Genomic DNA, 14,975 nt, shown 5'->3' on the forward strand with positions numbered 1-14,975 from the left:
CGAGAAAAGAAAGGTGATTGTAGTATGAAATCGAAAAAATGGAGAATTACCTCCTTAGTTATTTGGATTGCCCTATTTGTTTTGGCGGTCGTGACCATGCCGAACTTAGATGAACTGGTCCGGGAAAAGGGGCAAATTGAAATTCCCGACACGTTCCAAAGTGTCAAGGCTGTGGAGATGGCTAAGGACCTGAATGAGGGCGGGGTTGAACGGTATCAGATCATCGTCGTATTTAATAGTGGGTCAGAGAAAGCATTGTCTGAACAACAAAAGTCAGAAATTGCAGATGTGATTTCTGAATTGAAGTCCCGCGACAAGGAATTGGGCATTCTTAGTATCCTGTCTCATTTGGACAGCGAAGAAACTGAAGAACAACTAGTTTCGGAAGATGGTACAACAATTCTTACACAAATTGAAGTGGATCAGAATAGTGGAATGATTACGGAAATACAAGAGAAGCTTGACGGAGTTATAAAGGTAGAAGGAGTTGACACCTATTTAACAGGTACTGACTTGGTGACGAATGACTTTTCCAACTCGACTCAAGACGGAGTGAAGAAGACAGAAATCATTGCAGTCATCTTTATTGTCACAGTATTAGTTCTTATATTCCGTTCTCCTGTTGTACCGTTAATTTCTTTGCTTAGTGTAGGTGTGTCTTATATCATCTCACTGAACATCGTTGCTCAGATGGTCGACCATCTGGACTTCCCATTTTCAAACTTCACGCAAGTGTTTATCGTTGTGATTCTGTTTGGAATCGGGACTGACTACAATATTTTACTCTTTACACGATTTAAAGAGGAGTTAAGCAAAACCGACAATATCGTGGAGGCAGTTTCAGCTACATATAAAGGGGCAGGTAAAACGATTCTTTATAGTGGCATTGCTGTCTTGATCGGTTTTGTATCGTTAGGACTTGCGAGTTTTAAACTGTATCAGGCAAGTGCAGCTGTTGCGGTAGGTGTGGCAGTATTATTAGCCGTAATCATTACACTCAATCCGTTCTTTATGGCAGTACTTGGACGACGGATGTTCTGGCCGGTGAAACGATTTGAAGGGCATGGCGACAGCAAGCTATGGCATTTCCTATCGAGACATTCTGTTCTTCGGCCATTAGTAGCACTACTTTTCGTAGCAGTCATTTGTATACCGTTCATTTGGATTCATTCCGGTAAACTGAACTACAACGACTTATACGAAGTGGCGGATAAGTATGAGTCGAAACAAGGCATCAACGTCATTGAAGACCATTTTGAACCGGGCTTCTCTTCTCCAGCAACCTTCATCATTCAATCCGATCAACGGATGGATGATCCAGAAGTACTGAAAACGTTGGATGAAATTGCTGAAAAAATCGAAAAGGTGGATGGCGTTTCCAAAGTGATGTCGCCAACACGCCCGACTGGTGGCAGAATCAAAGAACTATACATTAGTGATCAGTCTGAAACGCTTAACTCCGGGCTTGGCGATGCAAAATCAGGAATCGACGAGATTCACGATGGGCTCTCAACTGCAGAAGAACAAGTCGGAGGCAATAATAGTGATCTATCGAATGTTCAACAACTGATTGATGGAACAGCTCAACTTAAGAATGGTGTAACAGTATTGAGAGATGCTTTAGGCCAAGTTACCAATGGACTGAGTGATGGTGCAGCTGGCGCTGATGAAATTGAAAACGGATTGGCTTCAGTCAATCAAAACATTGCTACCCTACAAAATGGAGTTTCCCAGTTGCAAGATGGGTACACCTCAATTCAATCAGGACTCGGCTCATTTACCCAATACTTTGACGGAATCAAACAGGCGGTTGATGGCTCCAAATCCGCATTTGGCCAAATTGAAGCATCGATGAATACATTGGTTCAAGCAAAACCGGAAATGGCGGACGATCCAAAAGTTCAACAGACAATTGGAATAGCTAAAGCCGGACAGGAACAGTTAAACGAATTATCGACTCAGCTTGATCAAATGATCCCGCAATATGAGGGGGCAATTAATTCATTCCGAGAGGCGAATGAGTCCCTTCAATCGATTGAAGGAGGATTGGCAGCACTTCAAGAAGGGGTTGACCGACTTCAATCAGGAGCAGCTGAGCTTGAGTCCGGATTACAAAAAGGTGCAAAAGGTTCTGGGCAGATCGCAGCACGGACATCAGACTTATCTTCCGGATTATCTCAAGTGAATGATGGGCAACAACAACTGCTTGATGGACTTAGTGAACTTCAAGAAAAAATGGGCGAACTCCAATCTGGTCTTTTGGCAAGTACTGAAGGATTAGGCCAAGTAAGCGAAGGTCTCCAAGATGCCCAATCCTATTTAGGCGGTTTAAGTGAATCGAATGAAACGTTCTATATTCCGCAAGAAGTGCTTGAAGGGGAAGAGTTCCAAGAAGCGTTAGACCTTTATATGTCGGAAGACAGAGAAACAGTTCAGATGACCATCATTTTAGATGTGAACCCATTCTCTGCAGAAGCAATGGATATCGTACAAGACATTGATAGCCAAGTAAGGGCTGCAGTGAAAGGGACAAACTTGGACAAAGCAGATTTAGCACTCGGCGGTAAATCGTCCATGAATGCAGACTTGCAGGAAATGTCTAATGGCGACTTCAGCCGTACAGCGACAATCATGCTGATTGGGATTGCCATTGTTCTGATGATTATAACGCGTTCATTCTGGCAGCCGCTCTTCATCATCGGGGCGCTCGTACTGGCATACTTCACATCACTTGGAATCAGTGAGCTTTTAAGTGGCTGGTTCTTAGGAATCAATGAGCTTAGTTGGAACGCGCCGTTCTTTGGATTCATCATGATCGTTGCACTTGGTGTGGACTACAGTATATTCCTCATGATGCGATTTAAAGAGACAGATGCAAATCCACGGACAGCTATCGTTGAAGCTGCCCGCCATCTCGGTGGCGTAGTCATATCAGCAGCGATCATATTGGGCGGGACATTTGCAGCATTGATCCCATCCGGAATCATGACATTGATCCAAGTAGCTTTGGTCGTCATTGTCGGACTTGCGTTGTTAAGTTTCGTCATGATGCCGATTCTATTGCCCGCTCTAATCGCACTGTCAAATAAAAAAGAATCGAAATAACGGGAACCCTCTGGTCAAATCGATCAGAGGGTTTTTTGCTGTGAAAAAAGGATTGAGAGCATCAAATCTTGAATAAAAATAACAACTCTCTTACCAAAAAGGGGTGAAGAAATGGACAGATTCTTTAACAAAAAACTTTTTATAATCGTTCTCTTCTTATCACTTATTTTGCTAATCGCTTCATTAAAGATAACAATCATACTACCTAAGACCTCATATGTAGCAGACCGTCGTATAGTAAGCGAAATTATAGAAATGCGAAAGAAGCAAACAACTGTGATTGATAAATATCTGGATCTTCCATTGATCGATGTCCATAATCACGATGCAGATACATTAGAACTTCAGGAACGGAGGAGCAATGATAATTATGCTTCGCTATTGGATACATGGACCGAATATGGGATAGATCGTACAGTATTGTTCGGTGCGGTTTCTGACCCCGCTGCAGTCAAGTCCGATCGGTATAGCTGGAGTTTATATGAGAAATATCCGAATCGAATTTATCCGGCTTTTACCGGGGTCAAAATTGACAAGAATTCTAACAGTTTACAGGATGTAAAACAAAAGTTAGAGAAAGGGATTATGCAAATGGGGGAGTTATATGCTGCATCTCAGTACTCGCCGTATTCTTCTGTAAAATGGAAAGCAAAACATCCAAATGATGGCCTACTTCCGGAGATTTATGATTTGGCAGCAGAATATAAAGTTCCTGTCATGCTTCATATTGATCCACCTAATGGTTTCCCGATGCAACAATTTAAATTGACACTGAAAAACCACCCCAATACCTTATTCATTTTTGCTCATGGTAATGTGCATACAGCTCCGGATGAATTGGAGGAGCTTTTGGCAGAACATGATAATCTTTTAATAGATTTCTTTGCTGGATTTACTGCCTATAACCCTGGAAGCAAATATGAATTAGTGGATTTTGTTCCGCTTGTCGAAGAGTATCGTGGAAGGTTTGTATTAGGTTCAGATTCCGGTTATAGTATCGGTTTAGAAAATTCCTATACTGCCATGTATCAATTCATTGATCTACTTTCTCCAGAAACAGCTGGGAGAGTGGCCTTTCAAAATTACGAAGAAATAATAGAAAAACAACCTCCTACTAAAGAGCAGATTAAGAGAATCAAACAGTTAGCGGCGGATAAGAATTTGAAGAAAAAATGGTTTCGTCTAAATAAGCGGACAGCGAATGAACTAATTTTTTCTCTCGAAAAATCAGAATAAGTTGAACCCAAACTCTTATACCATTCAGTTAAACGAAGGGCTGTATTGGATATTGACTCCGGCAACCTTTCGTTTCATCTTAGTTGATTTGGCTAACTTGGAATATTGGACTTCTAACTGCTGATCATCTGTCCATTCGGCTGTAAACGGCTTGTCAGAAATAAAAGCATTCCCTGATTTGTTTTGTAGCTCTTCATCAGCATTTAAAATCGTAAGCTGATAGGAATAATCAGTCGTTGCACCACAGTCCCGTTTAAATACATACGCAATTCGTTCTTCATCGGGAGATAGGGTGGAATGAACAACTTCGTTTCCGCAAGCATCTTCGAATACTAAATTCAGAACATATTTACCGGTAACAATGAAAGAAATGATGAATAAACCGGCAATAAAGACAATTGAAATTAATAAGCGTTTAGTCAAAACTGTCACCTCTCATGAATATAGACGTCTACTTCCCTGAAAGGTTTTCGAATTTTTAGAAACACAGGGAGGGTCTAAATGATAAAAAGGTTTTTCATATTTGTGGCGTTTCTATTTCTGACTGGATGTAATCAGAGTGATGAACCATTAAGTGGTAAAACACCTTATGAACATGAGAAAGGGGAATACGAAGTTTCTGAAGAAGATATCGTTCTCCGGGGGAAAGGGAGCGTGAACCGAGAACGTTTAGAAGAATTCATCCAACATGTTAAAGAGGGTACCCAGGATGAAGTGCGGGTCATTCGTTATACAGAGGAAGGAGATCCGATCATCGATGATCTAACTTTTGACGGCAGTAAAATTACTGCCACTCATGACACACGTTGGGATCATTTTGGTGCTCCTGATATAACAGAGCAGACTTGTGAGTCCATTCAGTTAGATGAAAACGGGGATTGGGTAAGTTTTAGTCTCTCCGGATGTCACTAAACTCTGTGACAAAAATCGTTCCCATCCGTCTAACTAAAAAAGGGGGAACACCATGAAAATCATCCGATTATTAATCCTGTCAGTCTTAACCTTTACACTATTAGTTAATTTCTCTGCTCCTGTCACATATGCTTGCTCCTGTGCAATGCCTGGGCCTCCAACTGAAGAAATGGCAAGAAGCGGGGCAGTATTTACCGGTAAAGTCATTCAAATCGTGGATCGCAACAAAACTGGCTTAACTTTTTCCAGCGCAGATCCGATGGAAGTAGTCGTTGCAGTCGATGAAATCTGGAAGGGGATTGACGAGTCCCAAGTGGTAGTAGTCACCGAAAGAAGCTCGGCCAGCTGTGGATTCGAATTCGAGGTCAACAAAGAATATATCATATACGCATCCAAGGATGACGATCAACTGAGGGCCAGTCTTTGTTCACGGACTGCATTATTATCAGCAGCTACCGATGATCTAACAGAGTTAGGAGAAGGGGAAAAGCCGACAGTAGACGTCGTCATCGATACAAGCAAGGGGCCATTCTCAAATAGCAGCATATGGCTTCTCATCGGCGGAGCCTTAGTCATAGTAGTTGGAGTAGTGTACGTGTTAAGAAGACGGAAGTCATAAGAAACCGGAAAAACTCCGGTTTCTTTTTCTATAGTTGAAGGATTTTTATTCACCAATATTGAAGAAAGCATAAATCGTTTTAGGTGGTGACAAGGTGGAAACTCCATATTTCAAAGTAAAACAACTAACGGATGGTGTATATGCTGTCATAGCCAAACCTGGTGCCGGGGCAATGAGCAATTCCGGAATCATCGATTTAGGAAAAGAAGTGCTGATTGTTGATACATTTACGACTCCAGACGCGGCAAAGGCTCTAAAGCAGACTGCCGAGAAACTGACACAGAAGAAGGTCAAGTATGTTTTTAATACTCATTATCATGGTGACCACACATTTGGAAACCAACTATTTCAGGATGCTATCATCATTTCCACTCCTGAAACGAGAGACCTCCATATAGAAAAGAATCGAATTGGCGACCTCGAAACAGAGAAGATGGAAATGGAAGCTTATTTGAAGCAATTGGAAAATCGTCTGATTAACGAAAGAAATTCCATTGCCAAAAGCAGTGTCACCAATCAGTTGCATGAAATGACGAAGGTACTTGAAGCGATCGATGAACTAAAAATCATTCCTCCCAATCATCTCTTTGAGGAGAAGCTCGTATTAGAAGGAGAGAACCGCAGAGTAGAGTGCTATTGCTTCGGAGGAGGCCATACTGAAAGCGACGCGGTCCTTTACTTACCGGAAGAAAGAATCTTATTTGCGGGAGACCTCGTGTTAGAAAAACTACACCCACCTATATACAATTCGGAAATGTTTTTGGAGAACCTCCAAAAACTCTCTGAGCTTGAAATTGAACTGATTGTAACGGGGCATGGTGGTATTGTTCAGAAAGGGCAAATTAATTTGTTAATAGAGTATTTAAATCATCTCCGTAAAATAGTCTTAGAAAAGGAAAATGACCTTTCAACTATTCGCATTCCCACAAACTATGCCGATTGGCTTGGTGTGGATGGATTTAAAAGAAACGTACATGTCGTCTTTAATGAGTTGAAAACAAAGTAAAACCAGGCCTTCTTTGAAATTAATATACTTTTTCTGCAAAATATTGGTTATTCTATTGCTTAATTGGGTAGTAATAATTGTAACAATAACTATACACAAGGGAGTTGGCCATGAGAGACATCTACGAGTATCGGATCTTCACTGGCGAACTGGAATTGTTACTTGAAGAGTATGAGCGTTGTAACCACCCCCTCATTAAACGCAAAATCTCCGAAGATATCACATTGATACAAGAAGCGATTTCAGATATTAATCCAAATAGACAATCAGAGGAATATCATTAGAAAAGTGCTTTAACTCATAACAAGAGCTAAAGCACTTTTTTTTGTCTATTTCTTGGCCGTATACTTTTTAATGGCGGGTAGGATATCGTTGCCGATGTACTCGATGTTTTTCATTAGTTGATCAAATGGAACTCCACCAAAATCCATTTGTCCGATGTAACGTTGATGGCCGAAAACTTCATGCTGATATAGAATCTTTTCTATGATTTGTTGGGGGCTTCCTACATTCATCACGCTATCAGATTCTGCTCCATGCATGAACGAGTACCAAGGGAAACCTCGACCATTTGATAGTTTCATCCCCTCATTAATATACGGATAATAGGTTTCCAAAGCTTCTTGAGTTGTCTCAGCTGCGAAGAAGAAACCTGCAGTTGCTACAGGAAGTTGCTGCGAGTCGTGCCCGCTTAATTCTGCGGCTTCACGGTAGGCGTCAATCGACTGTTTAAAAGTTTCGGTTGGACCGCCCAATGTCGCAAGGAACATAGGGACACCTGCATGTCCAGCTTTGATGGCACTCGCAGGAGGCCCCCCGACTGCCCGCCATATTGGCATCGAGCCATTTAACGGTCGTGGAAGGATTTGTGCATCTTTTAGCGGTGCCCGGAACTTTCCGCTCCAGTTCACCACTTCTTCTTCATTTATTTTCAATAAAAGCTCGAATTTCTCCTCGAACAGTTCCTCATAGTTCCGGATATCATAGCCCAATAATTCAAAAAGCCCTACACGGGACGCCCGGCCACAAACAATTTCAGCTCTCCCATTGGAAATCAGGTCAATCGTCGCAAAGTCTTCATACACACGTACAGGATCTGACGTACTTACAATGGTAGAAGAACTTGCGATTTTTATGTTTTCCGTCGCTTGAGCGATGGCCGAAAGGACCACCGAATGGGCTTGGGTTGTAAAGTATTCCTGGTGACTCTCCCCGACACTAAAGAAATCGATTCCGGCTTGGTCAGCCAATTTCGCCAATTCGATGAGCTCATTAATACGCTGTTGAGAGGAAATCCGTTCTCCGCTCTGGGGATTTGGCATATGATCACCTAATGTATAGAGGCCGAACTCCATTCCTTTTGTCGGATCAATCCGGTATTTTTCCATAGATAGCACCTCTTTCATTGCAGTTAGTTTGAATTCAAACTATAGTATGACCGTTTTTTATTCCATATAAAAGAAAATGGACTTCTACAATGTATAATTCAATCTCTTTCTGTGAATGATAGAGTCATGAGTACCCAGAGTTAGAGGCCGGCATATTATTGCTGGCCTCTAACTCTTTTCATTTTGTGAAACAATATGAAGATTGTATCGTTTATAAATAGAGAGAACAGGGGGATTGAGATGAAAGCTTATATATTTGATATGGACGGAACATTATTCCGGACGAATACTATATTAGAAAAGGCGCTTGAAGAGACCTTTCAACATTTAAGAGAAAAAGATTCATGGTCAGGTGAAACCCCGATTGAGCAATACCGTGAAATTATGGGAGTCCCACTTCCGGTCGTGTGGAAAACGTTACTCCCCATGCATAGTGAGACTATGCATGAGGAAGTAGATCTATATTTCTTGTATCGGTTGATAGCGCTCATTAAATCGGGACAAGGTGCCCTCTATACCGGTGTTGAAGAGCTTTTTGAAGAATTACGGCAGTCAGGTTCTCTTTTCATCGCCAGTAATGGAAAAAAGGAATACTTGAAGGCAATTGTCGACTATTATCAGTTGGATCGCTGGGTGACCGAAACCTTTAGCATTGAGCAAATCCAGTCGTTAAACAAGTCAGACCTTGTAAGGACAATTATAGAGAAATACACGGTTACATCCGGTGCCATGGTAGGTGATCGATTATCTGATATTAAGGCTGGCAAGGAAAATGGGCTGTTCTCGGTTGGTTGCCATTTCGACTTTGCCCACGAAGATGAACTCGCTCAAGCAGATCTCGTCATTCGTGATTTTAAGGAACTAACGAGCACCTTGAAAGCTAACTAAGTTTAAACATTATTAGACCATTTTTCTTTGCCTCTCCAGCCATCTGAATACCGCGAGTGCGGAGATGACCCAGATTGCACTAACAAGGAAGCCGCCGAGAACATCACTAGGGAAGTGGACGCCTAAGTAAACTCGGCTTATTCCAATGGCTAAAATCATGAAACCGGAAACGAGTACAAGCATTTTTCTGCCGTTTCGACTATTGACATTTTTCCAAAGGATATACGCAAGTATGGAATAAAAGCTGAAGGCGATCATCGAATGACCGCTCGGAAAACTGTATCCATTTGCCTCCATTATGCGGTGAATCATCGGTCGTTCCCGTTGAAAATAAGCCTTTAAAACAATATTCAGGAGAGGAGTCGCTCCAACCACTATAAAAAATAGGAAAGCTTGTCGGCGATAGTTCAATATGAAAACTAAATGGACGATCACGCCGATCGAAAGGATGATGACCGGTAATCCCCATCCGAACATCGTGATGAATTGCATCATTTTCGTCAGCCATGGTGTCTCCAATCCTTGTATTGCACCAATGATGGCCGTATCGAATCGGTCGATGGAGCGATCACTGATCATCGAAGCCAAATATCCAAACAAAATTCCAAGTCCTATACAAACTACAAAAGCGGCAAGCAGACGGATGGAATATCTTTTCAATACAACTCCTCCAATTTTTCCTCTTTTTAAAACGTATGTATTTGAGTCGGAGGTTATTTGTCCAAGAAAATGATGAATACGCGATTCTACGATTTGAAGATACGCAGCCAGCCTTTATGCCGGAACCAAAGGAGCATTCCAACGAAAATAAGGAGCATCAGTCCCATTACGATGAAATAGCCATACTTCCACTGCAACTCTGGCATATTGGAGAAATTCATGCCGTAGACCCCCGCGATGAAAGTAAGTGGTATGAAAATGGACGAGATGATAGTCAAAATCATCATAATCCGATTCATCTGATTGGAATTAATGGAAAGTTGGCTGTCTCGGATGTCCGCTGTCAATTCTCGGCTGGAATCCACCATTTCACTTAACCTCAACAGATGATCGTATATGTCACCAAAATAGATCTGCTCATGCGTATTCAATCCAAGACGCTCCGAGTTTAAAATCCGGTAAAGCAGGTCACGCATCGGATAAATCGTTCTTCTCAAACGGAGCAAGTCGCTCCTCACATCAAATACATAATCCATCGACAAATGGACAGTCGATGGAGACAAAGATTCCTCAATCTCATTCAATTGGTCTTCAATTTTATAGAGAATGGGGAAGTATTCGTCGACAACCTGGTCCACAATTTGGTAAGCCACCAGCTTAGGGCCGTACTCGAATTTCTCTGGATTTCGCATGATGCGCTCACGGGCATCCTGCATCTCCCGAAGATGCTGAAGATGGAATGTCACAACGAAATTCGTCCCTAAAAACAAATCCAGCTCCTCTGCTTCCATATCGTCATTACAAATGGAATGAAAGACAAAGAAGGAAAAGTCATCATAATAATCCAACTTCGGTCTTTGCAACCGATTTAAACAGTCCTCCACTGCCAACGGATGGAAACGGAAGAACAAAGTCAACAATAGCTTTTCCTCTTCAGTCGGCTGATCAAAATCCACCCAAAACCATTTGAAATCCTGTGTATGTATCTCCTCTAATGGAAAGTCAGCGAGTAGCTCGCCTGTCGTCGTATAGCCTAATGTATGGAGCATTTAGTATCATCCTTTATTTCTTCTCTGTGAAAGTTATTCCCTTAAACGAGAAAAGATTAACTAAAAGTTAAATAACCAAGATGAAAATGAAACTTTTCAATCTTTTTTACTGTACAGATTTGAAAGAAGATTGAAGGAGGAAGAGGAATGAAGGTAGAACAAGTTTCTGAACATATTTGGAGTATCTCCTCGAAGTTGTTGCTTCCGATCCACGTATGGCTCGTAGTTGACGATCAAGGCGTAACGTTGGTGGATACGGGAATGAAATACATGACGAAAGGCATCATGAAAGCAATTGGGAAGTTGAATCTTGGGCCGCTCAATCGAATCCTCCTCACACATGGACATGGCGATCATACAGGAGCCGTCACCGGAATAATGGAACAATGTAACGTGCCGGTCTATGCACATGAAATTGAAATCCCATACTTGCAAGGGGACCTCGTGTATCCTCGAAGAAAGAAACTGGAAGCCAACCTACCAAAAGGGTTAGCTAAACCACTTCCGACAGATACTGAAGGAAATTTAGTCAAGATAGGCGGACTCACTCCATATTTCACACCTGGTCATTCACCAGGCCATGTAGCGTATTACCATGAGGAAGATCAGGTTCTATTAGCAGGAGACCTGTTTACTTCGAAGAAAGGCGAACTTCGGCCACCCATGAAAATCTTTACAGGCAACATGGAAGAAGCGCTGCAAAGTAGTACAATCATTACGAAATTGACCCCGGTCAGAATCGAAGTTTGCCATGGGAACGCAGTTTTAAACCCCGCTGAACAGATGAAGGAATATAGTGCGAAATATAGATAGGGAAAAAGAGTTGGCTCTTTAACAAAAGTATTGTTTATTACTCGGAACATTTTGTTAATGTAGATCTAATCGATGATGAATGGGAAGGAGGATGAAAATGAAAGAAGGAATTTACGAAGAAATAATTACACATCGACTGAAAAGAGAATTAGATGCCATTTCTTCAGAACAATTTGTCATTGAAAGGGATGCAATAGATGCGGATGACGCTCGAAAAATGCTTGCCTCCTATATTTCTACTGTAACGAGACGAGCATTGTCTTACATACGGGACAAGGCTGGCGAGGAAAAGCCGGAAGCATTACTTAACCAAATCCGGGTCTGCAATGAAATCATCAACACCCTTTCTGATCGTTTAGAGAATGATGAAATCAAAGATCTTCAAATAGAAGAACAAGGAGAAATACTAACTTCAATTTATAATAAGTTGAATACTACTTATTTCTTGCACAGTGAAAAACCAATACGCCCGGTTACGCCTTTAAGTGAAAGCTCATTATTTACCGGCTCCCATGCTGAGCCTAATATGCTGGAGGAATTGAAAAGGGAAATTGTCTCATCCAACTCAATTGACTGGATCGTTTCTTTCATTAAGTGGTCGGGATTACGATGTATTTTAGACGAGTTAAAATACTTCACGGAAGTAAAGAGTGGGAAATTACGTGTAATTACCACTTCTTATATGGAGGCAACCGACTATAAGGCGATTGAAGAGTTAAGTAAATTGCCTAATACAGAAATTCGTATTTCATTTGATAAGAAACGAACAAGATTGCATGCGAAGGCTTATCTATTTAAGAGAGACACAAAATTTAGTACAGCATATATCGGCTCTTCCAACTTATCGAATCCTGCTTTGACTTCGGGGCTTGAATGGAACTTAAAAGTAACCGAAAAAGATTCGTTTGATATTATTCGAAAGTTTGAGGCAACCTTTGAAAGCTACTGGAATGACCCTGAATTTAAGGAATTACGAGTAGGTAATCCTGATGACTGGATCACATTAGAGGAATCGTTGAAAAAGCCAATTGCTGCAGAAGAACAGGAGCAGTATTACTTAGATATTCAACCTTATCATTATCAAAAAGAGATATTAGAACAATTATCTTCCGAGAGGATTACATTCGGGAGAAATAAAAACTTAGTTGTTGCTGCTACTGGTGTTGGTAAAACCGTGATATCCGCATTTGACTTTAAAAGATTCCTACAAGCCAACCGAAATGCAAAGCTGTTGTTTGTCGCCCACCGGGAAGAGATTTTAAAACAAAGCTTAGGGACGTTCCGAGCAATCTTGAAAGACCCTAACTTTGGTGATTTGTTCGTAGGACGTAACCGGCCCGTTTCGATTGATCATTTGTTTATGAGTATCCAAAGCTGGAATAGTCAACGGATGGACATTCAAACGACAAAGGACTTTTATGATTTCATAATTGTGGATGAATTCCATCATGCAGAAGCGCCAAGTTATAAAAGACTGTTATCTTATTACGAACCACAGATTCTCTTAGGATTAACTGCAACACCGGAGCGGATGGATGGAAAGGATATCTTAGTCCACTTTGATGGACGAATAGCTGCAGAAATGAGACTAACGGAAGCAATTGACCGTAAGCTCTTAAGCCCCTTCCACTATTTTTGCGTAACCGATACGGTGGACTTGGAGGAGCTGAAATGGACGAGAAAGGGCTATGACATAGGAGAACTGTCTAATGTCTATACGAATAATCGCAGAAGAAGTGAGCATATCGTCAGTAGTTTGAGACGTTATGTAGCTTCCTTCAATGATGTAAAGGGACTTGGATTTTGTGTGTCGGTTGAGCACGCGATCTATATGGCTTCTTTCTTTACTCAATCGGGCCTCCCATCTATTGCCCTTCACGGAGACTCGCCTCAAGAGGAACGCAATCAGGCCAAGCGGAAGTTAGAGAGTGGGGAAATACGTTTCATATTTGTAGTGGATCTTTACAATGAAGGTGTCGATATTCCATCAGTGAATACGATATTGTTTTTACGACCTACAGAAAGCTTAACTGTTTTCCTGCAACAGTTGGGAAGGGGTCTTCGTCTGGCGGAAGAAAAGGAATGCCTGACTGTTTTGGACTTCGTTGGACAAGCACATAAAGAATATTCCTTTGAGGATAAATTTCGGGCGTTAATTGGAAATACCCGACATTCCGTTCGTTACTATGTAGAAAATGGTTTTTCATTCTTGCCGAAGGGATGCTTTATGAAAATAGAAAAACAGGCGAAGGAATATGTATTAAGGAGTCTTCAAGCAACCAAAAATACAAAAACCCGCCTATTGAACAAGATCAAGCATTTCGAGGAAGATACTAAAAAAGCATTAACGCTTTCGAATTTCATGAAGTATCATCATCTGACACTCCCTGAATTATACGGAAAGAATCGATTGTTCGAACGAATGAAAGTCGAGGCAGGAGTTGCTCAGGATTTCAGTTCTCCATTTGAAGAGGTTGTTACCAAGCGTATCCATTCACTCTTCCATTTGGATTCAGCGGAACTCATTCGATTCTATTTAAAGTATTTAGAGGATGGGCAAGTTCGAACTGAAGAAGAACGAAAGATGATTGCTATGCTTTATTATTCCTTCTTCCTTCAAGCACCTGAAAGAGAGGGTTTTCGATCGACTGAAGAGGGAATTCAAACGCTCTTACGGGATTCAATTTTGAAAGAAGAAATTAAAAGTGTACTAACTGTTCGCTATCAGAGTATCGATTTTGTGGAAAAGCCATCTCCGTTTGCAATCGTCAATCCACTTCGGGTTCATGCTCATTATACGACTGATCAAGTTATGGCAGCGTTCGGATACTTCGATGATGAACAGAAGCCGGCTTTCCGAGAAGGTGTTAAGCATTTCGAGGAACAAAAGATAGATGCGCTCTTCATTACACTTAACAAGTCAGATAAGGACTTTTCACCGTCAACAATGTATGAAGATTATGCAATCAGCGATTACCTATTCCATTGGCAATCACAAAGTCGTACTTCAGACACGAGCCAGACGGCTTTTCGATACTTCAATCATCGCAAAATGGGACATCAGATTGCCCTTTTTGTACGAGAATACCGAAAGGAAGATGGGTATACGGCTCCCTATGTCTTTTTAGGAACAGCTGACTATGTACAACATGAAGGAAGTCAACCAGTCAGTATTATTTGGAGACTTCACGTTCCAATGCCCCCTAAGTTAGTTCCGAAAGCGAATAAGAGTATTATTTGATTATTTGCGGTACTATCTTCTTCCGGAAATAATGGCTATTAAACAGAATAACGGGCCA

The 14,975-nt window shown here is 41.4% G+C and carries 13 protein-coding genes; 9 read left to right on the forward strand and 4 right to left on the reverse strand.

Features of this window, described 5'->3' with window-relative positions; translation table 11 throughout:
- The first annotated feature begins 24 nt into the window (after nucleotides 1–24).
- Both ACFOZY_RS15560 and ACFOZY_RS15565 read left to right on the forward strand, forming a co-directional pair.
- Complete coding sequence (locus ACFOZY_RS15560) at nucleotides 25–3,105, forward strand: MMPL family transporter (RefSeq protein ID WP_378157161.1); 3,081 nt, start codon at nucleotides 25–27, stop codon at nucleotides 3,103–3,105.
- Between the two features lie 111 nt (nucleotides 3,106–3,216).
- The gene (locus tag ACFOZY_RS15565) at nucleotides 3,217–4,341 is read left to right on the forward strand and encodes an amidohydrolase family protein (RefSeq protein WP_378157163.1); all 1,125 of its coding nucleotides are present in this window, start codon (nucleotides 3,217–3,219) and stop codon (nucleotides 4,339–4,341) included.
- A 24-nt stretch (nucleotides 4,342–4,365) separates the two neighbouring features.
- Here the strand turns inward: ACFOZY_RS15565 and ACFOZY_RS15570 are convergent, their stop codons facing one another.
- Entirely contained in the window at nucleotides 4,366–4,764 is a 399-nt protein-coding gene (locus ACFOZY_RS15570) for a DUF5412 family protein (RefSeq protein ID WP_378157165.1), read from the reverse strand.
- A gap of 78 nt (nucleotides 4,765–4,842) precedes the next feature.
- Here ACFOZY_RS15570 and ACFOZY_RS15575 point away from each other — a divergent pair, with 78 nt between their 5' ends.
- From ACFOZY_RS15575 to ACFOZY_RS15590, 4 genes are all read left to right on the forward strand, one after another.
- Entirely contained in the window at nucleotides 4,843–5,253 is a 411-nt protein-coding gene (locus ACFOZY_RS15575) for a DUF4362 domain-containing protein (protein ID WP_378157167.1), read from the forward strand.
- A 52-nt stretch (nucleotides 5,254–5,305) separates the two neighbouring features.
- A complete protein-coding gene (locus tag ACFOZY_RS15580; RefSeq protein ID WP_378157169.1) occupies nucleotides 5,306–5,872 on the forward strand; it encodes an LPXTG cell wall anchor domain-containing protein in 567 nt (188 codons plus the stop codon).
- A 94-nt stretch (nucleotides 5,873–5,966) separates the two neighbouring features.
- Nucleotides 5,967–6,878, forward strand: coding sequence for an MBL fold metallo-hydrolase (locus tag ACFOZY_RS15585; RefSeq protein WP_378157171.1), 912 nt, complete (start codon nucleotides 5,967–5,969; stop codon nucleotides 6,876–6,878).
- Between the two features lie 110 nt (nucleotides 6,879–6,988).
- The gene (locus tag ACFOZY_RS15590) at nucleotides 6,989–7,162 is read left to right on the forward strand and encodes a hypothetical protein (protein WP_378157173.1); all 174 of its coding nucleotides are present in this window, start codon (nucleotides 6,989–6,991) and stop codon (nucleotides 7,160–7,162) included.
- Nucleotides 7,163–7,207: 45 nt separating this feature from the next.
- Here ACFOZY_RS15590 and ACFOZY_RS15595 read toward each other — a convergent pair whose 3' ends face one another.
- Nucleotides 7,208–8,266 carry an LLM class flavin-dependent oxidoreductase gene (locus tag ACFOZY_RS15595; RefSeq protein WP_378157175.1) on the reverse strand — a complete coding sequence of 353 codons (1,059 nt, stop codon included), beginning with the start codon at nucleotides 8,264–8,266 and terminating at the stop codon, nucleotides 7,208–7,210.
- A 240-nt stretch (nucleotides 8,267–8,506) separates the two neighbouring features.
- Here ACFOZY_RS15595 and ACFOZY_RS15600 point away from each other — a divergent pair, with 240 nt between their 5' ends.
- Nucleotides 8,507–9,154 carry an HAD family hydrolase gene (locus ACFOZY_RS15600; protein WP_378157177.1) on the forward strand — a complete coding sequence of 216 codons (648 nt, stop codon included), beginning with the start codon at nucleotides 8,507–8,509 and terminating at the stop codon, nucleotides 9,152–9,154.
- Nucleotides 9,155–9,166: 12 nt separating this feature from the next.
- On the opposite strand, the gene ACFOZY_RS15605 is transcribed toward ACFOZY_RS15600, so the two are convergent.
- A complete protein-coding gene (locus ACFOZY_RS15605) occupies nucleotides 9,167–9,814 on the reverse strand; it encodes a phosphatase PAP2 family protein (protein ID WP_378157180.1) in 648 nt (215 codons plus the stop codon).
- Nucleotides 9,815–9,900: 86 nt separating this feature from the next.
- On the reverse strand, nucleotides 9,901–10,863 hold the full coding sequence (gene corA / locus ACFOZY_RS15610; protein WP_378157183.1) for a magnesium/cobalt transporter CorA: 963 nt from the start codon (nucleotides 10,861–10,863) through the stop codon (nucleotides 9,901–9,903).
- A 147-nt stretch (nucleotides 10,864–11,010) separates the two neighbouring features.
- On the opposite strand from corA, the gene ACFOZY_RS15615 reads away from it, so the two are divergent.
- Both ACFOZY_RS15615 and ACFOZY_RS15620 read left to right on the forward strand, forming a co-directional pair.
- Nucleotides 11,011–11,676, forward strand: coding sequence for an MBL fold metallo-hydrolase (locus ACFOZY_RS15615; protein ID WP_378157185.1), 666 nt, complete (start codon nucleotides 11,011–11,013; stop codon nucleotides 11,674–11,676).
- Nucleotides 11,677–11,773: 97 nt separating this feature from the next.
- Nucleotides 11,774–14,917, forward strand: a complete 3,144-nt coding sequence (locus ACFOZY_RS15620; protein WP_378157187.1) for a DEAD/DEAH box helicase — start codon at nucleotides 11,774–11,776, stop codon at nucleotides 14,915–14,917.
- The last annotated feature ends 58 nt before the right edge of the window (nucleotides 14,918–14,975 follow it).

Origin of the sequence: Chungangia koreensis, from assembly GCF_042651785.1 — a bacterium.
GTDB lineage: Bacteria > Bacillota > Bacilli > Bacillales_A > Planococcaceae > Chungangia > Chungangia koreensis.

Excerpts from the sequence above, each read along its gene's own strand:
- ACFOZY_RS15560 (WP_378157161.1), top strand. The coding sequence starts at position 25 with ATGAAATCGAAAAAATGGAGAATTACCTCCTTAGTTATTTGGATTGCC.
- ACFOZY_RS15565 (WP_378157163.1), top strand. The coding sequence starts at position 3,217 with ATGGACAGATTCTTTAACAAAAAACTTTTTATAATCGTTCTCTTCTTA.
- ACFOZY_RS15575 (WP_378157167.1), top strand. The coding sequence starts at position 4,843 with ATGATAAAAAGGTTTTTCATATTTGTGGCGTTTCTATTTCTGACTGGA.
- ACFOZY_RS15580 (WP_378157169.1), top strand. The coding sequence starts at position 5,306 with ATGAAAATCATCCGATTATTAATCCTGTCAGTCTTAACCTTTACACTA.
- ACFOZY_RS15590 (WP_378157173.1), top strand. The coding sequence starts at position 6,989 with ATGAGAGACATCTACGAGTATCGGATCTTCACTGGCGAACTGGAATTG.
- ACFOZY_RS15595 (WP_378157175.1), bottom strand. The coding sequence starts at position 8,266 with ATGGAAAAATACCGGATTGATCCGACAAAAGGAATGGAGTTCGGCCTC.
- ACFOZY_RS15600 (WP_378157177.1), top strand. The coding sequence starts at position 8,507 with ATGAAAGCTTATATATTTGATATGGACGGAACATTATTCCGGACGAAT.
- corA (WP_378157183.1), bottom strand. The coding sequence starts at position 10,863 with ATGCTCCATACATTAGGCTATACGACGACAGGCGAGCTACTCGCTGAC.
- ACFOZY_RS15615 (WP_378157185.1), top strand. The coding sequence starts at position 11,011 with ATGAAGGTAGAACAAGTTTCTGAACATATTTGGAGTATCTCCTCGAAG.
- ACFOZY_RS15620 (WP_378157187.1), top strand. The coding sequence starts at position 11,774 with ATGAAAGAAGGAATTTACGAAGAAATAATTACACATCGACTGAAAAGA.